We start from the raw sequence: 22,855 nt of genomic DNA, 5'->3' as shown, positions 1-22,855 counted from the left end.
ATATAGTAATTCCAATAAATGCATTTTGTGCATGTATTTTATGAAAACAGCTCACTTTACTCATAGATTGGTCGGTTTAGTATAGCCAGCAGAAACCAATGATTATAAATAATCATAGATATTATCTGTTTATCAATAACTTAGGGGGTCATTATGACTATTCCGACAACCGATATGATGGAAGCTTGGACGGGATTTCAAGCTGGCGACTGGCAAACATCCGTTAATGCACGTGATTTTATTCAGCGAAACTACACCCCTTATGAAGGCGATGAGTCTTTTCTTGCGGACGTGTCGGAGTCGACGACACAGCTATGGGAGTCGGTGCTAGAAGGTATTAAAGAAGAAAGCCGCACTCATGCCCCTGTCGATTTTGATACGGATATCGTTTCCACTATCACCTCGCACGATGCCGGTTACATTGTAAAAAACCTCGAAAAAATCGTGGGTCTACAAACCAATAAACCACTGAAACGCGGCATCATCGCCAATGGTGGTATTCGAATGGTGAAAACGTCGTGCGAAGTGTACGGTCGTGAATTAGAGCCACAAATCGAAAAGATCTTCACTGAGTACCGCAAAACGCATAACCAAGTAGCGTTCGATCTTTATACCGACGAAATTAAAGCATGTCGCCGTTCTGGTATTATTACTGGTCTGCCGGATGCTTATGGTCGTGGACGCATTATCGGCGACTACCGTCGTCTTGCTTTGTACGGTATCGACTTCCTAAAATTAGACAAAAATGAGCAATTCAAATCGACTCAGAAGATGCTTGAAACGGGTGGTGATTTAGATAAGACATTGCGTCTACGTGAAGAGCTTACTGATCAAATTCGTGCCCTTGATGAAATGCGAGAAATGGGTTTGAAGTACGGCATTGATATGTCTTCTCCTGCTCGTACTGCGCAAGAAGCAATCCAATTTACCTATTTTGGTTACTTAGCTGCGGTTAAGTCTCAAAATGGTGCTGCGATGTCGCTAGGCCGCACATCAACCTTCCTAGATGTTTACATCGAACGTGACCTTAAACTTGGTCTGATTGATGAAAAACAAGCGCAAGAGTTGATTGACCATTTCATCATGAAGCTTCGTATGGTTCGTTTCCTTCGCACTCCTGAATATGATTCATTGTTCTCTGGCGACCCAATTTGGGCAACAGAAGCAATGGCTGGTATGGGCGTTGATGGTCGTACTCTTGTTAGCAAAACGACTTTCCGCTACTTGCACACATTGCACACGATGGGCCCAGCACCAGAGCCGAACATGACGGTTCTATGGTCTGAACAACTGCCTATCGCGTTTAAACAATACGCGGCTAAAGTGTCTATCGAAACCTCATCACTTCAGTATGAGAACGATGATCTAATGCGTGCGGATTTTGATAATGACGATTACGCGATTGCGTGTTGTGTGAGCCCACAGGTGGTTGGCCAACATATGCAGTTCTTTGGTGCTCGTGCAAACCTTGCTAAAGCGTTGCTTTACACCATTAACGGTGGTGTTGATGAAAAATCTAACATGCAGGTTGGTCCTCAAGTTGCTCGTATCGAAGATGAAGTTCTCGATTTTGACCACTTAATGCCTCGCTTTGATGACATGATGGATTGGCTTGCAACGCAATACGTCACTGCGTTGAACGTGATCCATTACTCGCATGACCGTTACAGCTATGAAGCATCGTTAATGGCATTGATGGATCGCGATGTTCATCGCACAATGGCTTGTGGTATTGCAGGGCTGTCGGTTGTTGCTGACTCGTTAGCGGCTATCAAATACGCGAAGGTAACACCAGTACGTAACGAAGATGGCATCGCTGTCGACTTTGATATTGAAGGCGAATATCCAAAATTCGGCAACAACGATTCACGTGTCGATGATATTGCTTGTGATTTGGTTGAACGTTTTATGAAGAAAATTCAGAAAAGGAACACCTACCGTGAAGCGGTTCCAACTCAATCTATCCTTACGATTACTTCAAACGTTGTATATGGTAAAAAAACCGGTAACACGCCTGATGGTCGCCGCGCTGGTATGCCATTTGGCCCGGGCGCAAACCCAATGCACGGTCGTGATGAGAAAGGGGCGGTGGCTTCACTTTCTTCAGTTGCCAAACTGCCATTCGAGTTCGCTAAAGATGGTATCTCTTACACCTTCTCAATCGTACCAAATGCACTAGGTAAAGATGACCTAAGCCAAAAAGTGAACCTAGCAGCACTAATGGATGGTTACTTCCACCACGAGGAAAGTGCAGGATCGATTCGTATTGAGGGTGGGCAACATCTTAACGTGAACGTGCTTAACCGTGACATGTTGTTGGATGCCGTCGAACATCCAGAAAAATACCCACAGTTAACCATCCGAGTCTCGGGTTACGCAGTACGATTCAACTCGCTAACACGTGAGCAGCAACAAGATGTAATTAGCCGTACGTTTACTGCTAAGATCTAACCGTAAACTTCAAGTTATACGGTCCTAAAAAGCGCGAGAATGACATCCGTCTCTCGCGCTTTTTTGTGCGTCGAGTATGGCGGTAATCATGTTGTTGGACGTCGCGTTGTCTTGGCTGGTATATGGGCAAAACCGATATTTACACGGTGATTGGAATTACTTTGATGCTTTTTTTGGGGGGATTCGCTTGTTTTTTATGTCAGAGATCACTAGGAGCTCTAACTTATCTTTGCCCCATTGTTGTATAGATCTTTTCCTCATTCACATCCTGTTCATGGGGTTTTGCCCTACTAGAAGTTATCCATTCTTCTAATGCTGTTCGTCGTGAACCCCCGTGTTGTATCACGGGGGTAAATTCGACCAACTATAAGCACTCGTAAATGTCATTGCTATATACAACTAGCGTTATCTAAAGCATTAAATGGGGGTAACGGTCAGGTTTACTTAATTGAATCATTTACCAAAAGTTATGAAACAATGATAATAAGATAAAATTCGTATTAATTTTCAAACGCATAGTTAAGGAACAAATATGGCAATTGTTGTTTTGTTAGGTGCAGGTGCTAGCTTTGGTAGTTTAGGAGTTGAGCCGTATGAGCCGCCTTTGGGTAATGGTTTGTTCCCAGAGCTAGTGAAAAAAAATGGCGTTGCAGCAGCAATACCCGAACATATAAAGCAGAGTTTCGAGTCCAACTTTGAAACAGGAATGGCTGAGTATTATGAGCACACAAATGGAAATATTATGTCGTTTCAACGTGAGTTAGCTGAATACTTGGCTAATTTCAAACCAACAGAGTCGAGCGTTTATATTGAGCTGATTAAGTCACTAGGTTGCAACCGAGTGATTTATAGTAGTCTGAACTATGATCTCTTATTTGAACAGTCAGCTGGTAATTTAGGGCTCTTTACTAACTATGATGTAGATAATGTTCAGGGTGGAGTGAGACTTCTGAAGTTTCATGGTTCTAGCAACTTTTGGCCTAACCTACCCACAGGAATGCTCAAAAACTGTCAATTTTCTGGTTCAGTTCGTGCTGATATTCAAGCCCCAGTAAAACCTCTCAATAGATTGGAAACTCTCGCTAAATGCGAACTTGAAGATAGCGTAGCCCCTGCAATTGCAATGTTTGCTGTTGGTAAAAAAGTTAAGATCAGCCCTGATTATGTTGAGAGGCAGTATGATTTGTGGAAAGAACAAGTAACTAAGTCGTCCCAAATCTTTGTTGTTGGTGTACGTGTGCATGAGGTCGATGAACATATTTGGGGGTTACTTGGCTCGACTAAAGGTAAGGTTACGTACTTTGGCTTTGACGGTGACAAACCGGAGTTTGAACAGTGGAAAAACAATAATAATAAAAAGAACGCCTATTTTTACAACAATAACTTCGAAGAGTCAGTGCAGGTAATGAAACGACTTAGTGGTCTGTAAAATGGCTCAATGTGTAGCCTATGCATTCAAATTCTTGCTCTTCTACAGACTGTTGTAAAATTAAAATTACTGATAAATACCTAATACATATGTCAAAAAATTTCATTGTCAATAATGCAGCTCTTTGTTTCCTAATCTGGTTAGTCTTCCTGATTGCAGGCTACATTATATCTGGAGGTTATGATCCAATTTTTGCTCGTGGTTGGATGGTGATCTGGGGAGGCGTATTTGTTGCTTGTGTCACAGCTCTTTTGGCGTTCGATAATATGGACAAAATCGCAGTTAAAAGTTTGAAGAAAGAGCAATATTACGCATATCTTGAGTTTCTTACAGTCATACAAGAGTGGAAAAGGTTCACTCAAAGGATTCGTCAAGAAGTAGAGCTGGCGACTAGTATGACCACTCACAATAGGGTTTTTGTCAATTCAAAGATATTCGTTGATAACAGTTTTAATAAGATTGATTTTTGTAAGATTCAATTTATTTCTAAATTAATGAACACCGACTTTTCCAACGACGGTACCTGCCCTTCTAATTATGATTACTTTAACGTTGGGAACTATTCGGAACTACAGTTCAATTTTTATGGTTTTCTCAGTGCTATAAAAGCGAGAAATGACCTTTATGACCGAGCTATCAAGCCCCATTTTCAGTGGTCTAAGAATGGGATAGGCATGAATATTAGTGCATTAAAAGACGAAATTAATTACGTTGATTTTACTGATTATATAGTTTTGACAGAGACCGTATATTGTCTTTGCGATCAGCTTATTAGATTTCTCGATTACTACACCCAAAATCTTGTAAATGAATCAGATAAAATTCTCGATCCAGAAATTTGCCAGGAGCTTGGCGGACTACCACGCCCCCATGACATTGAATATTTTATAGATCTCAACATCAAATATGTCAAATTATCAGAGCAAGAAGAAAGTATATTACGTTCAAAAACATGATTATTAGATAGCGCAGTTATAAAAAGAAGCCGAACTCAATGAGTCCGGCTTTTTCTCCTTGATATTGCCCAAAAAGAGGATTAGTCACTCCAACCACTAGGGAGTTCAATTTTCTAGTTAAAGCTATTTCATAAATAGAAACCAGACTATGTTACTCAATGTTAACAATAACTTAACCCTCTAAAAAACTCTCACCAAATAGTATTTAAGACTTATATCATTCGAGAGCTTGTGCCACAATACGCTCGTTGGTTTGGCAGCGTTAGTTGCCACCCATCATCTTTTGGTTTCACAGATCTCATATGAGAATCAAATTTAATAAAGGTATAAATGGAAGATTTAGATGTAAAAATTGTCGTGACGATTATCGCCGCGCTAGTTTCTTTTGTTGGTCTAATCATCGCAAAGGATCACAAAATATCAGAATTTAGACAATCATGGATTAATGATTTTCGTTCAGATCTTGGAGACTTAATGGGTTGCTTAAGTAATATTGCAGCCAAATTCATGCTTGCAACAGAAGATCAAGAAACTAAGAAGATTGATGGTGTAAAATTCATCGAAAGTGCACATGAACTTTACAATGAAGCTCATCGACTTATTTACAAATTGAAGTTGATGCTTAACCCTGAGAAAGATCTTGAGCTAATCAATTCTCTTGAAGCCGTTGAAAATTTGATTATGTGTCGTAAAAAAATGGCTGATAGCGCTCATTTTGCTGAAGTAACTGACGCACTTTATTCATTAAGCCATAAGACTCTAAAAAACGAGTGGAGTCGAGTGAAAAAAGGTGAGATTGTGTTCCAATCAACAAAATGGCTACTAGCTATTTTGGTAGGAATATTCGCCAGTTCATATTTAGTTGAACTATACGCAACACTCACAAGTGTAAACTAAGCTGTCTATTCAAACTGACATTTAAGGCATAGTTTCGCTCGATGTTTATAAAAATGCCGGACCCCAATGAGTCCGGCTTCTTTCTCCTTGATATGACCAAAAAGGAGGACTGGCTACTTAAACAAGGAATTTCAATGTTCCAGGCGCAGCTACTCTACCAATAAAAATCACATCACGTTAATTATGCTCACTCAACTAAGAACTCGCCCCAGAAAAACCATACTTTTTTAAACCTATTTCTTGATATTAGCTATTGCTCTGGCAAGTCCAAGTAAGTGCGTTGAAGTCTTAACTTCTAACTCTGATTTAATTCCTAATAATGCTATCCATGCCAATATTTGCTGTGGCCTCAACACTTAACCAGTCGGCAATTCCATTCGGTCGTATAACATTTTGAACTGTTCCCAGTCTTCACTAATGCTTAGTTCCCGACCTTTGGCCATTCTCATGAGTCTTTTGCACTCTGGTGGTATTGGTTTTCCCTCGTCCCAACCTGTAACTGTTCTCACAGATTTAAAACACAGTTCAGCGACCTCTTCCTTGGTCATTTGACACTCTAATTCTCGAAAAATGTAATTCTTACTCATTTCGCGATACTTCACAGATAAACCTCTAAATACAATAGGTTGCAGTGAGCTGACGAGATATGCACCATTGAACACAAACAGACAAAGTGCGCACTGTACGAAGGCGTATTAATTGTAAAATTTGCCTTATAAAAAGTTATTCATGAATCGCTAATGTTAGAATTCTTGAAACTCATTTATGTCCAGAACCTTCATAAGCTGAATTTTCGCCCGTGGCATTTTCTAGTTCAAAAGTCCTCCTTTCCGACTCAGAACCGAACTCTATATGAGTTGTCGGGAGATTTTCTTTTACCCTCCCTACATCAAACGGATCCATAGCTGATCTTCCTAGCGACTTACAACGTAAGAGGCCGATTAAAAGGGAGAAAAAATTATGGCCACCGTCTATGTCAGCATCGGAAGCAACATTAACCGCGAACATCACATCACAGAATCTCTCAAAGCGTTGAATAGTCACTTTGCACCTCTGAACATTTCTAATTTCTACGATTGTGAGCCTGTTGGTTTTGAAGGGGACAACTTCCTAAACCTAGTCGCAGGGTTTGAATGTGACCTTTCTATCGCTGAACTGGCTAAGGTTCTGCATCAAATCGAATTAGAAAATGACCGCAAGCGAGAAACTAAAGAATATGCCTCGCGCACGATGGATATCGATATCCTTCTTTACGGTAACGAAGTAGGCATTATTGATGGAGTAGAGCTGCCTCGAGGTGAAATCACCGAGTACGCTTTTGTGCTTCGACCGTTAGTTGATGTTGCCGCGCAAGAACTTCATCCCACTCTAGATATCTCTTTTCAGCATCTCTGGAACAACTTCGATCAGCTGAGTCAGAAAACCGAACTTATACCGTTCGAGGTCAGCTTCACTTAGTCCCTGTAACTGCTTTAAACAGAACGCTTGAGCTTTATTGATCTTTTCCTCTAACAGGCACGTAACTCACTCTACCTTCTAAGGATCGGAAACTGTTATGAATCACAATGCGATTATCACCATCACAAATCTCAGATTAAGAACCTTCATCGGCTTCAACGAAGAAGAAAAAACCAAGCAGCAAGACATCGTCATAAATGCGGAGATCCATTATCCCGCGAACAACCTTTGCCTCTCTGATGATGTGGAGAACGCACTTAACTACAAAAATATCTGCAAAAAAATTATTGAACATGTTGAATCTGGACGGTTTCTGCTTTTAGAAAAGTTAACCAGCGACGTACTCGGTATTTGTATCGACCATTCATGGGTTCGATACGCTCAGGTGAGAATTGACAAGCCTCATGCTCTACGTTTCGCCGATTCCGTCTCGCTCACCCTGAGCTATGAAGCAGAACTTGAAGATTAACTCATAAGGAGCGACTCAATGCTAACCACAGAAGCTGAAAAAGTAAGAGAAGCTTTGCTCGAAAAGGGGCTTGAAACCCCGATGACATCGAGCGAAATGAACCCCGACCAGAAGTACAACCGCATCAAAGGGCTTTTGACGGAAGTTGTCAGTACGCTCGGGCTGGATTTAACCGATGACAGTCTCGCTGAAACACCTCATCGCATTGCAAAGATGTACGTTCACGAGATATTTTCAGGGCTCGACTACAATAACTTCCCCAAAATTAGTGTTATCGACAACAAAATGTCAGTTGATGAAATGGTTAAGGTATCGGATATAGATTTAACTTCGACGTGCGAACATCACTTCATCACCATCGATGGTTTAGCACAAGTGGCTTATATCCCAGAATCCAAGATTCTTGGGCTATCTAAAATAAACCGTATTGTTCGATTCTTTGCTCAGCGTCCGCAGGTTCAAGAACGCCTTACACAGCAAATCCTGGTCGCTATACAGGCTCTGGTTGAAACAGAAAATGTGGCTGTGACGATTAAAGCAACTCACTACTGCGTTAAATCGAGAGGCGTTATGGACGCTAACTCTGAAACCACCACAACCGCGCTTGGTGGCAGTTTCAAAACTAACCCTCAAACTAGAGCTGAGTTTTTACGATGAGTGGAACGATTCTAATAACTGGAGTGGGGAAGCGTTTAGGATTCGCTCTGGCGCAGCAACTTATATCTGACGGATACAATGTGGTTGGCACTTACCGAAGTGACTATCCTCATTTGCAATTACTGCGCGACAGTGGAGCCGACTTACAACAGGTAGACTTTTATCAACAAAGCAGCCTAGAGGGCTTTCTTCATTACGTTGGTCAAGAATATAAGACACTTCGTGCCATCATACATAACGCTTCCGACTGGAAGCCTGAGAACAAGACAAACCCCAGTGAAAATGCATCACAAATCATGCACCAGATGATGACGATTCACGCCACCGTGCCTTATCTGGTTAATTTAATGCTCAAAGACCAACTAATGTCTGGCGATAAAACGTCGGACATCATCCACATCAGTGATTACGTTGCGGAAAAAGGCAGTAAAAAACACATCGCTTACGCGGCCAGTAAAGCCGCACTCAACAACTTGACGCTGTCGTTCTCAGCGATGCTGGCTCCCAAGGTGAAAGTCAATACTGTCTCTCCTGCCATGATAAAATTCAATGAACATGATGACGAGGCGTACAAAACCAAAGCTCTGAAAAAAGCACTGATTCCCGCAGAGGCAGGCTTTGAAGAAGTGATAGATGGCATTAAGTTTGTTTTGGCTAGTCACTATATGACAGGAAGGACTTTGCACCTTGATGGCGGCAGGCACTTGAAGTGAAGTTCATGCGTTGTGATCTTGAGGCAGGATAGTCAACTAATCTATTCGTCTTTCATATCGTCTAACTACATTTTTTTAAGTTGTCCCTCGACACTTTTTGGGTTTTAGACATTAGAACGTGTTTGCATGGGCGACTCACCAAACAACTGCTTGTAGCTTTGGCAAAAATATCCCAGATGAAAAAAACCAAAGTCAAAGGCGATTTCATTGATGCACCGTTGTTCGCTCGGATTTTGCAGAATGCGCCGTACCTGGTTGAGACGTACATTTTGTATAAATTGTTTTGGTGATATGTCACAACAGGACTCAAAGGTGTATTGCAGCGTACGGCGACTGACATAAACCGCATCGCACAGTTCAGACACGGTGACGGGTTTACGGTACTGCGAGTTATCTAGGTACTGCCTAATTCGACGCATTGTGTTCTCACGCTGTGAGGCATTGGTTTTTTGCATATTTTGATTAGACGATTGAGCGAACAATTCGACCAACATATCTTGAACAATGGATTGATGAGTTTGAAAAGACCAGCGAGATTGACTCGGGGAGAGTAGTAAGCTCAAGTAAGCTTTTATTTGTTGGGTGTAGTGTTGAGAGCAACCAAGAAAGTGGCTCTTGCTGTTTAATGATTCAATCTCTAGCTGTTGCTGAATCATTTCAACCAGTGAAGGACTTATGACTAACCCATAAATAGAAAAGGTTTCTGGCGTAAGTAGCTCAAAATCCGCCCCAGCCTCACGGATCAAAATACTATCAGGATTACCTTGTGCGTAATTGATGTGTAAAGGTCTATCGTTAGCACTGATCCCTAACCAAATCCCTTCATTAATACGACATTGCTGCTTGAGTTTTCGGTTGCTGTCTTCTCGAAATAGGTGCACGTGAGAAAATTTTCGTTCACGGATCTGACCTAGAAAACTTCCTTGACTCAGTTGGTCATATTCTTGCTGCCAGTTAAAGAGGCTGGCTGCCTGCTGATTTGCATCAAATGTGTTGAATGTGCACAAATTAGGTGCATAACGCATCAATTCTTCATCCTTTCTCATCATTCCATGACCTACCCATGTGACCCATATTAGTACAGTGTGTCTTTAAGTTTATGTTTATTAATGCTTTTTTATGTTTGCCGATTCTTGATATTCATTCGGTTCAAAAATCGCTTAATTACTCATATATACAAAAGGTTATTGAGCAAGAACTGAACCAGTTTATGAAGAGGGAATTTATGACAGCAGCTTATCGCCGACAACAAGGGCACCTGGTTTTTAACTTTGAGTCGTTAGCAGATCTGATGGCAAAGGCTACGCCAGAGCGTTCAGGGGATGTTTTGGCTGGTGTATCTGCGACTTCTGCTGCAGAGCGTGTTGTAGCTCAGATGACACTGGCAGACTTGCCCCTAAAGACGTTTTTAAATGAAGCGGTGATCCCTTATGAAAGTGATGAAGTTACTCGTTTAATCATTGATAGCCATGATAGAGAGGCGTTTAAAGCGATTGATCACCTTACAGTGGGAGACTTTCGGAACTGGCTGCTAAGTGATGAAGCCGATAGTCTCACGCTTGCAAAGCTGCGTCCTGGTTTAACTCCAGAAATGGTGGCTGCAGTGAGTAAGATCATGCGTAATCAGGATTTGATCCAAGTCGCCAAAAAATGTCGGGTAGTGACTGCGTTTCGTAACACCATTGGCTTGCCTAGTCGTTTATCCACCCGTTTACAGCCCAATCATCCAACCGATTCTCTCAATGGCATTGCCGCCAGTATTTTTGATGGTTTGATGTATGGCAATGGTGATGCTGTGATCGGCATTAATCCCGCAACAGATAATGTACCACAGGCAATTAAGTTGATGAATCTGATGGAAGAGGTCATTCAACACTACCAGATCCCGACCCAATCTTGCGTATTAACCCATGTTACAAACACGATTGAAGCGATTGAGATGGGCGCTCCGGTGGATCTCGTCTTTCAATCTATTGGTGGCACTCAAGGTACGAACGACACCTTTGGTATTAACCTTTCGATCCTTAAAGAAGCAAACGAAGCGGCGCTTTCGCTGAACCGAGGCACCGTTGGAAGTAACGTCATGTACTTTGAGACAGGGCAAGGAACATCTCTCTCTGCCAATGCTTTTCATGGTGTGGACCAACAAACTTGTGAGACACGGGCTTATGCCGTAGCGCGTCATTTTAATCCATTGTTGGTTAATACCGTGGTCGGCTTTATCGGCCCTGAATATCTCTTTGATGGAAAACAGATTATTCGAGCAGGGCTTGAGGACCATTTTTGTGGCAAATTGCTTGGCCTGCCGATGGGGTGTGATATCTGCTATACCAACCATGCCTATGCCGATCAAAATGATATGGATAACTTACTGACATTGCTCGGTGTCGCTGAGTGCTCGTTCATTATGGGGATTCCGGGTTCCGATGACATCATGCTCAATTATCAAACAACCTCGTTTCATGATGCACTTTATGCACGCAAGGTGTTGGGTTTAAAACCTGCGCCGGAGTTTGAGGAGTGGCTAACTCAGATGCAGATTTTTGATGATGTAAAAGATGTGCGCCTAAATGAACGACTCTCCGGATCATTTGCTGGCGCTCTAGCACAACTTAATGGAGGCCCCGCACATGGGTAAGGTGGTCTCTATGGCAAAACATTCTGCTTCTAAGTTGGTAACTCAAAACCCTTGGCACGAGCTTAAAGGTTTTACATCGGCACGTATTGCACTGGGTCGAAGTGGAAATAGCGTTCCAACTAAAGAGTTGCTTTCATTTCAACTCGACCATGCACAGGCGATGGATGCCGTTCATTGTGCTTTAGATGTGGATTCATTGGTTGAGCTCATCGCTCAATCAAACTCGGTCATTCAACACACTTCTCAGGCACCAATTAAGGCGCACAGCAAAGCGACAGACAGATTCATGTATTTGCAAAGGCCGGATCTTGGTCGTGAGCTTGATGACGTCTGTTGGAATCAGTTGCAAGCCGTTCTTCATTCAGATTCTCCCCCGTTTGATCTCGCGATAGTAGTGGCTGATGGCTTGTCTTCAATTGCCATTCAAAATCATGCAAATCCAGTCATTGAGCATCTGCTTTCTTTATTAGGGGAAGACGAAGTGCCGTGGCATGTTGCTCCTATTACTGTTGTGAGGCAGGGCCGAGTGGCAATAGGAGATGATGTTTGCGAGTGCTTACAAGCCAAGATGGTGGTGGTTTTGATTGGTGAACGCCCGGGACTGACCTCTCCAGATAGCATGGGTATGTACCTGACTTGGCAGGCAAGAAGAGGAGCAAAAGACTCTGATAGGAACTGCATTTCTAATATTCGCCCACAGGGGTTGGCTTATGAAGATGCGTGTAAGCGAGCGGTATACCTATTGAAGGAAGCTCGTCGGCTAGAGCTTTCTGGGGTCAACCTTAAAGACCGTTCGAGTATCGAGGAAGAAGGTGGTGAGCAGTTAGAAGACAAGCACACAGGCAATTTTTTAATTGGATAAAAGACAAAAATAGAGGGATTTACAATGTCAGAACATCAGGAATATTTGGCGCAAAGACAACTTAAAAGGGGCACTGCTGGGTGGATTTTGCTAGCAGGGTTAGGCGTTTCATACGTGATCTCTGGTGACTTTGCAGGCTGGAACTTTGGTATCGGTCAAGCTGGTTGGGGAGGCTTTCTTATTGCTGCAATTGCTATGGCGGTGATGTACTTTACCCTTGTCCTTTCTTTGGCGGAGATGTCTGCGGCTATTCCCGCTGCAGGAGGTGGCTATAGTTTTGCTCGACAAGCCATGGGACCAACGGGGGGATTTTTTACCGGCTTATCCGTCTTAATTGAGTATGCCCTTGCACCTGCCGCGATTGTCATTTTTATTGGCTCAGCGGTGAATGAACTAATGGGTATCGATGGTCCTCTTGTTTACGCGATCTTTTATGCCATCTTTATCGGTATTCATATGGCAGGGGTAGGAGAAGCTCTGAAAGTCATGATGGTCATCAGTGGGTTAGCCGTACTAGCAATTCTTATGACAGCAGGCGTATTGGTTAGTGAGTTTGATGTTAATAATCTGTTTGATATCGCTCCGGCAACCGCACAAGCCACAGAACTACTTCCTTTTGGTTGGTATGGTGTATGGGCGGCACTACCGTTTGCAATGTGGCTTTTTCTTGCGGTAGAAGGGGTTCCATTGGCTGCTGAAGAGGCGAAAAACCCGGCCAAGGATGTACCCAAAGGCATTATCGGCGCAATGCTATTCTTACTGGTCACCGCTACCTTAGTCGTTCTGCTGCTTGCGGGCGCTGTGGGTTCTGAAGCGATTGCGAATAGCGCCGTTCCTCTAGTCGATGCCTTGAAGTTGACCGGTAATCCAACCGTTGCAACGGCTGTTAATATACTAGGACTTGCAGGACTTATTGCTTCATTCTTCTCGATTATCTACGGTTATAGCCGCTTGGTGTTTGCATTGTCTCGTGCGGGTTACTTGCCTCAAAGCTTGTCGCTTACAAACCAAAACAAAGTGCCTGCTCGTGCTTTAGTGGTGCCGGGTGTGTTTGGTTTTGCTGTGTCATTGACCGGAGAAGGCGACCTGATCTTGGCGATGGCGGTAGTGGGGGCGACCGTGTCTTATGCATTAATGTCGCTTAGCCATATATTGTTGCGTATCAAGCAACCAGAGCTTCACCGTCCATACAAAACACCGGGTGGCATGCTGACTTCCGGCACTTCACTAGTGCTGTCGCTTATTGCAATGACGGGTGTTTATGCTTTTGACCCATCTGCATTCTTTATGACTATGGGACTCTTTGTGATTGGTGGTGCTTATTATGGCCTATATAGCCGTAATAAATTGGTCGCATCGACCGCTGAGGAAGAGTTTGAGATGCTGTCGGTTGCAGAGAAAGAGCTTGAGGCTACTAATTAGATTCAATTTCTAATGGTATTTAAGGCTCTAGTGCTTTGCAGGAGCCTTTATTACACTACTTGTAGTAACTTGCGTGTAAACCCCAATCGCCATCACCTCTAACGATAAATATTAATTTAGAAATAGTGCCGTTTTAGGATCATTTTCTTGGAACGTTTTTGTCCAGACACTTGTCATGATTTTTTATAACGAGTTAGATTCATAGCGACGAGCCCCGAAGTTCATTGATAGTGAAGTTTTCATCGCGCTAATCATGTCGATTGCCTTTCTCTAAAGATAAGTTGAAATGATGCAAAGGAAGAATTCGGCATAGATTATGAATGGGATTGATTCAGTAGACGGAATATATGATTCACTAGTAATTAGGATGAATTACTGTTCGCATGTGTATATGTAGCCTACTCCAGACTAATTTCCCTCACACCCCAACACTGCGACAAACGCATCCAAATACTTCTCTATAGTTAAATCCGCAGAAACTGGCGGAAGTTCTACGGTAATGCATGGCAGGTTTCTTTCCTGACACCATGTGCCGAATGAGCCTGGGGTTTCGTAATCGACGTCTTCAACGAGCGGCAGGTTGAATTGCTTACCTAGCCAAGTGGTGAGTTCTGATCGATCGGGGTCATCGACCATGGCGAGTGGTTCGTGAAAAGAGATGACGAATTTAGGTTGGCGCTGTTCGATGAGGTTTATGAGCGATTGCACTTCAGGTTCAAGTTGTTCGGCTTGCCCGGTTTTCACTTTTACATCTCTGACTGGTGTGTGGGAGCTCCAGCGATACACGGTGCCGTTTTCTGTCCAGTTTTGAGTTGGGAAGGCGCGGTTCAGATCGACTTGGTTGGCGTTGGCGCGAGTGCCTAATTGATTGCCATCTGGGTTCATCGATAGGATCACATCGTGTCTCAAGTTGGCGGCTGGCAAGCTTCTCAGCGCACAAGATAATCCTGCAATAGAAGCGGTTTCATCACCGTGTGTGCCTGCTAAGATCAGCCCGCGAGACTCGCTTTCTATTTGCGCGGGGAAATAGAGCAAAGGCGCACCCAACACTGATTTTCCATATGACAGCGGCTTTATTGAAAATGCAGCTCTTTCTGTTCTTGGAATTGAACTCACCTTTATCTCCTGATTGATCAAGTACTATCAAGTATTAACGATTACACAAACTTACTTAAATAAACTAAAGCGTTAAAACTCGTCAACAGTCGCATTGTTAATTTTATTACTTGCTTCAAAGATAGGCTAGGAGAGCAAAAACATATGGATTTTAAGAAACATTCAACGGCTTTACTCATTTCATCTCTATTGACCCCTTTTATCTCAGTAACTGCCGTTGCTGACACATTGCCTGCGGGAACTTCTCTGGCGAAAGAACAACATTTAGTTCGTGCTAACGATGCAGAAGCGGCGACGCTTGACCCTGCGAAAGCAGAAGGCCTGCCAGAAATGCACATTCTACGTGACCTATTTGAAGGTTTAGTGATTCAAGATCGCGATGGCAATATCACCCCAGGTGTTGCACAGTCTTGGGAAACCGAAGACAACCAGACGTTTGTATTCCACCTACGTAAAGACGCGCAGTGGTCGAATGGCGATCCGGTGACGGCCGATGATTTCGTGTATGCGATAAGACGCGCGGTAGACCCTAAAACGGCATCGCCAAATGTGTGGTACCTAAAGCTTACTCAAATCAACAATATCGCTGACGTAGCCGAAGGCAAAAAGCCAGTTGAAGAGTTAGGTATCTCTGCAGTCGATAAACACACGGTGAAGTTCGAACTCGATAGTAAAGTGCCTTACTTTGTGGCGATGACGGGCCACACATCCATGATGCCAGTGCACAAAGCAGCCCTAGAGAGTAGCGACAAGCCGTGGAGCGATCCTAAGCAATTTGTTGGTAATGGAGCATTTGTGCTAGACGAGTGGGTGGTGAACGAGCGCATTGAGCTGAAGAAGAACCCGAAATATTGGGACAGTTCAGATACGCATTTAACCGAAGTGACTTACATTCCGTTTGAGAACCAGAATGCCTCGATTAACCGTTATGCTGTGGGCGAGGTCGATATTACTTCGGACGTGCCGACACACATGGCGCAGCAGCTTAAAACCAAATACCAAGATGCGTTTACCACAGTGCCTCTGCTGTGTACTTATTACTACGCATTCAATACTACGAGACCACCTTTTGATGATGCGCGGGTACGTAAAGCCGTCTCTTATTCCATGATGCGTGACGTTATCACCAATGGTGTTACTCAGGTCGGCAACTTACCGGCTTATACCTTTGCTCATGAGTACACGGCTGGTTTTGATGCGACACAACCTGAATACAGTACTTGGACTCAGAAGGAGCGTGATCAAAAAGCAAAAGAGCTACTGAAAGAAGCGGGCTACGATGCGTCTAATCCGTTGGACTTCAAACTGCTTTACAACACCAGTGAATCGAACAAGTCCATAGCAGTGGCGATTGCATCAATGCTGAAAGGCAACTTAGGTGCACAAGTTGAGCTTGAAAACCAAGAGTGGAAGTCTTACTTGGTGTCACGTCGCCAAGGTGATTTCGATGTAATGCGCGCCTCTTGGTGTGGTGACTATAACGAAGCATCAACCTTCTTGAGCCTATTGCGCTCTGGTTCTTCGGGTAACTTTGCTCGTTACAATAACGACAAGTACGACGCAGCAATGGACAGCGCCTTAGCTGCAACCAGTGAACAAGATCGCCAAGGTTTCTATGATCAAGCAGAACAGTTGTTGGCAGAAGATATGCCGATCGCACCAATTTACTACTACATGCAGGCTCGCCTAGTGCGACCAAGTGTCGGTGGTTTTGCGAAAAACAATGTGGAAGGGCGTATCTACTCTAAGGATCTCTACATCAAAGAGTAATTGCGTTTGATTCACACGGCGATATACCGCTAAAACATGAAATAGAAGAAAAGGGACGGTGATCATAAATATCTGATCAACGTCCCTTCGTCATTAATCTGTAACTGGAACCGCAAAAAACTGAAACCTGATTGAAGTATTTTTCACTTTTATTTCAATCAGGTGAAGCCATGTTACCCCCTCTACGTGCTCTTGTTGCGTTCGAAGCTGTTGCTCGTCTTGGTTCCATTGGCGCGGCTGCCCGAGAGCTTTGTGTCACGCAAGCGGCGGTTAGCCAACAGCTCAAAAGTTTAGAAACCTTCCGCGCCTGCCACCCTTCTATAAAAAATACTCTTTTATCAGGCTTGATATTCAGCTGGTGGACTGGCCATCAACTAACCTTTGTCAGAATGTCGATATCGAGCCGACCAACGGCAAGGTCGAAAGCGAAGACATTCATTGCGAGCGATTGTTTCAAGAACATAGGCAACTGGTGTGCAGCCCTTTCAGAGAAATTACGTTCAGCAATTCAGAAGATCAAACTTGAGCAACAACCAACTCCAACAATTAAGTCTAGTTTTGGTATTAGCTTGCTATCAGAAAATGAAAAGTGGAAAGACTGTGCGATCGCGCGCTTTATCAAGCAAAGCTAAAAGGACGAAATACAATTGTGATTGAAGAGTCATACCCGGCATCAACAAAAGCGATCGGCAGCTCTTAGTTTGACTAAGAGCCAACATCCACACAAATTGTTTTTGGCATGTTTAGCCCTAAAAGGTTTTCGTCGCGCAAAGTGATGACGAAAATCGGTAAATAAAAGTCAAAAATAAAAACGCGAGCGGTAGATTGCGATCTATGTTGGTGCTACGTTATGAGCAATTTATAACATATAAGTCATGACACATTAGACTGAGAGATAGCAGCTAACGATGAACAAGACAAAAAGATATCCGGCCAGCATAGTATTCAGCTACCTAATACTGTCATCTTTATGGGTTTTATTTTCTGATCTCGCGGTTGAATCATTATCAAATGACTTGCGTGAACACGCCTTAGCACAGACAGTCAAAGGTCTGATCTTTATCATTCTAACGTCTGCTTTGTTATGGGTAATGGTTCGGAAAAATAATAGCGATTTAGAGAGCGCCAACGATCTTGATAGTGTCACCGGGCTTCATAGCCCATCAGTTTTTTATCGATATTTAAATAAAAGACTGAAAAATTCTCAAGCCAGTGACCATTATGTCCTCTTCTTATTAGACATTGATAACTTCAAATCTGTCGCTGACCAGATCGGATTCGAAAATACAAATTCATTTTTAAAAGACATTGCACGATCTATTGAACTTCCTATTGAGCATCAACCACTTTCGTCACGGGTACATTCCGATGGTTTCGCATGTTTAGTCAAACTCGATGATAAGGAAGATATTGAATCCTACATTGCTCTCGTACATCGTAGATTTAACCAGTGTGCTTATCGTTATGATATCCACGCCACTTGTTGTATTGGCGCTGCTCTATTCCCCTCGGATGGGAATAATGCCAAGCAACTCATGGCATCTGCTACCCACGCCTTAACTGAAGCAAAGAAAAGCAAGGACACGATTGAATTTCATGACCCAAAACTCACTGAGCTTGAACGTCAACGTCAAGAAATGGTGCAAGAATTACGTAAAGCGATTGATGACAAAGCGATTGATATTGTGTTTCAGCCTAAATTCAACATTGAAAGTAGACTCGTCGCAGGTGTGGAGGTGTTGTCTCGTTGGACGCATGAGCGCTATGGTGTCGTTTCACCGGATATCTTTGTCGCGCTAGCAGAAGAGAATTATTTTTGTCGTGATTTGACTACGTTAGTTCTAGAGAAGACTGCGTCACAACTTAGGGCTAATGGCTTGCTAGGGAATGCGCTTAATAGTGTCTCGGTCAATATTTCAGCGGTAGAGCTAAATAGCGTTGATGACATGAACCATCTGGACGAATATCTACGAAAGGATCCCGAGTTTGCTCGCTTACTTTGTCTGGAAATCACTGAAACCGCTATTTTGAAAGATATAGATCAGTGTGCAATCGCTGTTCAGAAGTTAAAAAAACAAGGGGTGTCCTTTTCGATAGATGATTTTGGTGTTGGCTACACGTCTTTTGGTATATTTAGCAAATTGGATGTAGATGAAATCAAAGTCGATCGCAGTTACATCAATGGGTTAGAAGATGATTATCGTTCTAGAGCCATAACGTCTGGTATCATTGATATAGCGCGAGGGTTTGGCATTAGTGTTGTGGCTGAAGGGGTTGAAAATGCTCAACAACTGTCAATTTTGAAAACGTTAAATTGCGAACAAGCCCAAGGTTATTATCTGGGCTACCCGATGCCATATAAACAGTTGAAAGAAAGTCTCACCTCTGAGATAGAACCATGTTCAACAACATAACTTAATACTTTTTCATCTAGGCGACAGAGATACAGATGACTTGTATCGAGAAGGATGCTGTTGGCCTAACTATAAGAAATCCCCATTCGCTGACAAAACGAATGGGGATTTTAGTTACTAGGGGGTAGTAATTTTATCTTTTAACTTGTTTCAGGTTTTAAATAGCCACCATAGTCGCGGCTTTCTTCATTGCTTCCTTGGTTGAACACTCAATCACGTTCGCGTTAGCAAAGCGGTGAGCGTCTTTCACTTGAATATCGTGAGCCAAGATAACCAGTCTTGCGTTCGCTACATCTAGGTCAGTGATGCGGTTCTGAATACCGTTTTGACCTTGAGTTTCTACCTTAATCTTAAGGCCTGCGGCTAAGCCTGCTTTCTCTAGTGCTTTTGCCGCCATGAAGGTGTGTGCAACACCAGAAGGGCAACAAGTTACTGCTACGATGTCGTACTCGCCTTCACCTGCTACAGGCGCTGCTTGAGCTTGTACTGGCGCTTCAACCATGTCTTCTTCTGTTTCTACCGCGACAGGTTTCCAGAAGCCTACGATAACCGCTGTGGTTAGCGAGCCAAGCGCAATACCGACTACGTACATTGGAATGTTGCTTGATACTGGCGCAGTGATTAGGCCGCCCCACGGTGCGTGCAGTAGAACGTCTGTCATGAAGCCAAACACACAGCCCACGATACCACCGGCAACGATTGAAGGAAGTACGCGCATTGGGTCATTTGCTGCGAATGGGATAGCACCCTCAGAGATACCTATAGAACCCATGATTGCTGCTGCTTTTCCTGCTTCTTGCTCTTGTTTAGAGAACTTGTTTTTGAATAGGAACGTCGCCAGTGCCATGCCTAGAGGAGGTGTACAAATCGCGATGCCTACGCCGCCCATTAGCCAAGGTTGCGTGTCTACTTGAGTTTGAGCAAATAGCGTTGCTACTTTGTTGATAGGGCCGCCCATATCAAACGCTGTCATACCGCCAAGGATTGTGCCCAGAACCATCTTAGACGCGCCAGCCATTGAAGCTAGGAACTCGTTCATTGAAGACATGAACAGTTTGATTGGCTCACCAATACCCCACAGTACGATGCCTGCAGAGATTAACGTACCTAAAAGCGGGTAGATGAAGTAAGCACCTAGCGCCGTCATGTTTGCAGAAAGCGGGATCTTCTTAAGTTGGAACACCACGCCACCGGCGATAAAGCCTGCCACGATACAGCCAAGGAAGCCGCCGCCCATGTCAGCCATGATGCCAGAAGAGATCATCGCAGGTGCTAGTGCTGGTTTATCTGCAATTGAGTAACCAATAAAGCCGCCAAGAATGATTGGGAAAAGAACAAGGCCTTTGATACCGATATTAGAGATGTCTGCCAGCAAGCCGTCTGCTGGTACGGCACCTTTGCCTGATGCCATTACCGCTAACGCCAACAGAACACCACCGGCTACGATGAAAGGCAGCATGTGTGAGGTTCCGAAAAGCAGGTGGCCTTTCATGGTACTAAGGAGTTTTTTAAAGTCGCTACTACTGTTTTTATTATTAGTATTCGTAGCTTGAGTTGTTAGGGTGCTCATAATTTTCTATGCCTTATGAATTAATTAAAATATTAAGGATCTGTTGTTCGTCTTTTGCGTTATGGATATCTTGAATAAATTCATCGCTGAATTTTCCAAATAGTTCTTGTAATACATAAATATGATGGTCAGCACCGTTATCGGGTGAGGCAATCATAAAAAATACGGTTGGATTGATGCCGTCTTCATCGCCATACTCGATACCTTGACGCTTAACACCAACAGCAATGGCAGGCTCAGTTACAGCCTTGCTTTTTGAGTGTGGGTAAGCGATGCCGTCCATTGAGGTGATGCTTTGAGATTCACGAATTTCAATGTCTGCCAAGAAGGCTTCTTTACTGCTGATTCGGTTGTTCTCAAATAACATGCTTGCCAATTCTTCAAACAGTTCTTTTTTATTATTCGCTTTAAGGTTGTTATTAATTAAGTTGACGTTAGTTAGCTGTGTGATCATTTATTAACTCATTCACTCTTGAAGTTCTTGAATTAAAATTAATGGATTAACCCGATTCGCGAAATAGCAAATAAAAGCCCTTCACTGTACATTTGTATCCAGCAAAATTAAGTGTGATTTGCATCATTCATCCAGTGTGAGATGGGTCATATTTGATGGCGTTTTTCGGTGTTGAAATAACTTTTTGTAGGAACAAAAATGCCCCGCAAAAGCAGGGCATGAACAGTGTGTACTGAGTTCTGAGGGAGTTAGCTGTAAGCGCGCGCTACGCGTCCAGCGCAATCCAGTTTGTAACTCTCAGCATAAGCCGGAACGAATACCGAATGGCCTTTCTCTATCACGCAGGTTTCACCACATTGATGAGTGAGCACCATAGACTCGTCGAGCGGCAATAGGATCTCGGCACCTTCGGTCGTGATCTGGCGTTGATGCGAATTTTGCACGATAGAGAACTTAAAATCCTCGACAGGGATTTGGTATTCCATCACATCACCTTGCTCAATCGGGCTGAGCAATAATCTATCCGCGGGCTTTTCGTTAAATCGTGTACAAGAAACCAGTTCATTCACGTCCATGTACTTAGGCGTCAATCCTGCGCGGAGTACGTTGTCTGAATTCGCCATCACTTCTAAGCCTGTGCCCTTGATGTAAGCGTGAGGGGTTTCAGCATCCAGATACATGGCTTGCCCCGGTTTTAGGGTAATCACGTTCAATAGCAGCGGAGCGAACAAGCCGACATCACCTGGGTATTGAGCTTCAAGCTCTGAAATCAATTGGAACACAGGGGCATCTGAAAGCTTAGCCTTCATCAGCAGCATGGTTAACGCCATGCCTTTTTGCTCGCCTTCCAGAGACAATAAGCTCGCGAAGAAGCTCGCTAATCCATTGGGAGTTTGATCGCCTTGCAGGTCGTTGACCATCGAATGCAGCTCTGGAATATCAAGGTAATGGAAGTGCTCAAGGATCTCGCTGATTGATCTAAAACCATTCATCGCGGTGTAGTCAGTTAGGGCATACACCAGTTCTGGCTTGTGGTTGGCATCCTTGTAATTACGATTGCCTGCTGTCATCGGAATGCCTTGCTGCTCTTCTAGAGCATACCCAGATTCCGCTTGTTGCTTGTTCGGGTGAACTTGAACAGACAGCGCTTTCTCTGCTGCTAACACCTTGAATAGATATGGTAGTTCACCAAATCGATTTGCTATTTTCTCACTTAGAAACAGGTTTAGGTTCTTCGAAATAAGGTTCGACAACGTGGTTTGCTGACCATTGTCAGTGACCATCGAACAACCATTAGGGTGAGCACCCATCCAGATCTCAGCTTGTGGCTCACCAGATTGGTTATCAATACCAAACAGTTGGCTAAACGAAGAAGGGCTACCCCATGCGTAGTTTTGAATCACGTTGGTCATAGGGTAGAAAAAGCGTTGTACGAACGAATCGTTCGCTAAAGAAAAATCAGACATCGAAATCACCATGAAGGGAAACATGGCTTGAGCTCTATTCGACTTACTCATTAGTAAAAAACTAGCAACTAAAGTATTAGCGGCTAAAAAAAGGAGAGTAGAAGGGCTCAAGC

Annotated in this window: 18 protein-coding genes and 3 pseudogenes; 15 read left to right on the top strand and 6 right to left on the bottom strand. The window is 43.5% G+C overall.

All coding sequences use genetic code 11. The features are described 5' to 3' along the window. Positions 1–153: 153 nt before the first annotated feature. The 4 genes from pflB (at position 154) to AB4512_RS02730 (ending at position 5,733) form a co-directional block, all read left to right on the top strand. Positions 154–2,451 (top strand): formate C-acetyltransferase, encoded by a 2,298-nt coding sequence (gene pflB, locus AB4512_RS02745; protein WP_372174343.1) that lies wholly within the window; start codon positions 154–156, stop codon positions 2,449–2,451. A gap of 532 nt (positions 2,452–2,983) precedes the next feature. Further along, the gene (locus tag AB4512_RS02740) at positions 2,984–3,880 is read left to right on the top strand and encodes a hypothetical protein (RefSeq protein ID WP_017071522.1); all 897 of its coding nucleotides are present in this window, start codon (positions 2,984–2,986) and stop codon (positions 3,878–3,880) included. Between the two features lie 20 nt (positions 3,881–3,900). Next, entirely contained in the window at positions 3,901–4,836 is a 936-nt protein-coding gene (locus AB4512_RS02735) for a hypothetical protein (RefSeq protein WP_372174341.1), read from the top strand. A gap of 330 nt (positions 4,837–5,166) precedes the next feature. Then, positions 5,167–5,733, top strand: coding sequence for a hypothetical protein (locus tag AB4512_RS02730; RefSeq protein WP_017071524.1), 567 nt, complete (start codon positions 5,167–5,169; stop codon positions 5,731–5,733). Between the two features lie 233 nt (positions 5,734–5,966). On the opposite strand, the pseudogene AB4512_RS02725 reads toward AB4512_RS02730, so the two are convergent. Further along, positions 5,967–6,335 (bottom strand): annotated as a pseudogene (locus AB4512_RS02725) (regulator). A 358-nt stretch (positions 6,336–6,693) separates the two neighbouring features. Between AB4512_RS02725 and folK the strand changes: the two are divergent. From folK to folM, 4 genes are all read left to right on the top strand, one after another. After that, the gene (gene folK, locus AB4512_RS02720) at positions 6,694–7,191 is read left to right on the top strand and encodes a 2-amino-4-hydroxy-6-hydroxymethyldihydropteridine diphosphokinase (protein ID WP_372083339.1); all 498 of its coding nucleotides are present in this window, start codon (positions 6,694–6,696) and stop codon (positions 7,189–7,191) included. 97 nt (positions 7,192–7,288) lie between these two features. Next, positions 7,289–7,660 (top strand): dihydroneopterin triphosphate 2'-epimerase, encoded by a 372-nt coding sequence (gene folX / locus AB4512_RS02715; RefSeq protein ID WP_017067658.1) that lies wholly within the window; start codon positions 7,289–7,291, stop codon positions 7,658–7,660. 18 nt (positions 7,661–7,678) lie between these two features. Beyond that, positions 7,679–8,317, top strand: a complete 639-nt coding sequence (folE, locus tag AB4512_RS02710) for a GTP cyclohydrolase I FolE (RefSeq protein WP_048611743.1) — start codon at positions 7,679–7,681, stop codon at positions 8,315–8,317. Then, on the top strand, positions 8,314–9,030 hold the full coding sequence (folM, locus tag AB4512_RS02705) for a dihydromonapterin reductase (RefSeq protein ID WP_104216029.1): 717 nt from the start codon (positions 8,314–8,316) through the stop codon (positions 9,028–9,030). The genes folE and folM overlap by 4 nt, the downstream gene beginning before the upstream one ends. 104 nt (positions 9,031–9,134) lie before the next feature. Here the strand turns inward: folM and AB4512_RS02700 are convergent, their stop codons facing one another. Beyond that, a complete protein-coding gene (locus AB4512_RS02700) occupies positions 9,135–10,055 on the bottom strand; it encodes a helix-turn-helix domain-containing protein (RefSeq protein ID WP_017067657.1) in 921 nt (306 codons plus the stop codon). Between the two features lie 200 nt (positions 10,056–10,255). On the opposite strand from AB4512_RS02700, the gene AB4512_RS02695 reads away from it, so the two are divergent. The 3 genes from AB4512_RS02695 to eat are packed head-to-tail and all read left to right on the top strand — an operon-like array spanning position 10,256 to position 13,952. Further along, positions 10,256–11,668 (top strand): ethanolamine ammonia-lyase subunit EutB, encoded by a 1,413-nt coding sequence (locus AB4512_RS02695; RefSeq protein WP_017061645.1) that lies wholly within the window; start codon positions 10,256–10,258, stop codon positions 11,666–11,668. Further along, positions 11,661–12,530, top strand: coding sequence for an ethanolamine ammonia-lyase subunit EutC (gene eutC / locus AB4512_RS02690; protein WP_372174338.1), 870 nt, complete (start codon positions 11,661–11,663; stop codon positions 12,528–12,530). The genes AB4512_RS02695 and eutC overlap by 8 nt, the downstream gene beginning before the upstream one ends. 24 nt (positions 12,531–12,554) lie before the next feature. Beyond that, complete coding sequence (gene eat / locus AB4512_RS02685; protein ID WP_372174337.1) at positions 12,555–13,952, top strand: ethanolamine permease; 1,398 nt, start codon at positions 12,555–12,557, stop codon at positions 13,950–13,952. Between the two features lie 408 nt (positions 13,953–14,360). Here the strand turns inward: eat and mpaA are convergent, their stop codons facing one another. Further along, positions 14,361–15,068, bottom strand: coding sequence for a murein tripeptide amidase MpaA (gene mpaA, locus AB4512_RS02680; RefSeq protein ID WP_136974150.1), 708 nt, complete (start codon positions 15,066–15,068; stop codon positions 14,361–14,363). A 144-nt stretch (positions 15,069–15,212) separates the two neighbouring features. Here mpaA and AB4512_RS02675 point away from each other — a divergent pair, with 144 nt between their 5' ends. The 4 genes and pseudogenes from AB4512_RS02675 (at position 15,213) to AB4512_RS02660 (ending at position 19,252) form a co-directional block, all read left to right on the top strand. Next, entirely contained in the window at positions 15,213–16,838 is a 1,626-nt protein-coding gene (locus tag AB4512_RS02675; RefSeq protein ID WP_372174335.1) for an ABC transporter substrate-binding protein, read from the top strand. Between the two features lie 170 nt (positions 16,839–17,008). After that, a pseudogene (locus AB4512_RS02670) lies at positions 17,009–17,322 on the top strand (LysR family transcriptional regulator); the annotation flags it as partial. Further along, positions 17,315–17,538 (top strand): annotated as a pseudogene (locus tag AB4512_RS02665) (GGDEF domain-containing protein); the annotation flags it as partial. The pseudogenes AB4512_RS02670 and AB4512_RS02665, both read left to right, overlap by 8 nt. A gap of 208 nt (positions 17,539–17,746) precedes the next feature. Next, positions 17,747–19,252 (top strand): putative bifunctional diguanylate cyclase/phosphodiesterase, encoded by a 1,506-nt coding sequence (locus AB4512_RS02660; protein WP_372131088.1) that lies wholly within the window; start codon positions 17,747–17,749, stop codon positions 19,250–19,252. A 157-nt stretch (positions 19,253–19,409) separates the two neighbouring features. Here the strand turns inward: AB4512_RS02660 and AB4512_RS02655 are convergent, their stop codons facing one another. From AB4512_RS02655 to manA, 3 genes are all read right to left on the bottom strand, one after another. After that, positions 19,410–20,822: a fructose-specific PTS transporter subunit EIIC gene (locus tag AB4512_RS02655; RefSeq protein ID WP_372174333.1), complete on the bottom strand. Its 1,413-nt coding sequence runs from the start codon at positions 20,820–20,822 to the stop codon at positions 19,410–19,412. Between the two features lie 13 nt (positions 20,823–20,835). Beyond that, positions 20,836–21,276, bottom strand: a complete 441-nt coding sequence (locus AB4512_RS02650; RefSeq protein WP_017069783.1) for a PTS sugar transporter subunit IIA — start codon at positions 21,274–21,276, stop codon at positions 20,836–20,838. A 248-nt stretch (positions 21,277–21,524) separates the two neighbouring features. Continuing rightward, a complete protein-coding gene (manA, locus tag AB4512_RS02645; protein ID WP_372174331.1) occupies positions 21,525–22,742 on the bottom strand; it encodes a mannose-6-phosphate isomerase, class I in 1,218 nt (405 codons plus the stop codon). Positions 22,743–22,855: the final 113 nt, after the last annotated feature.

This window comes from Vibrio sp. 10N.222.52.B7 (assembly GCF_041474275.1).
Taxonomy (GTDB): Bacteria; Pseudomonadota; Gammaproteobacteria; order Enterobacterales; family Vibrionaceae; genus Vibrio; species Vibrio crassostreae_C.
The sequence above is the reverse complement of the archived record's forward strand: the minus strand, read 5'-3'. Positions and strand labels throughout refer to the sequence as shown.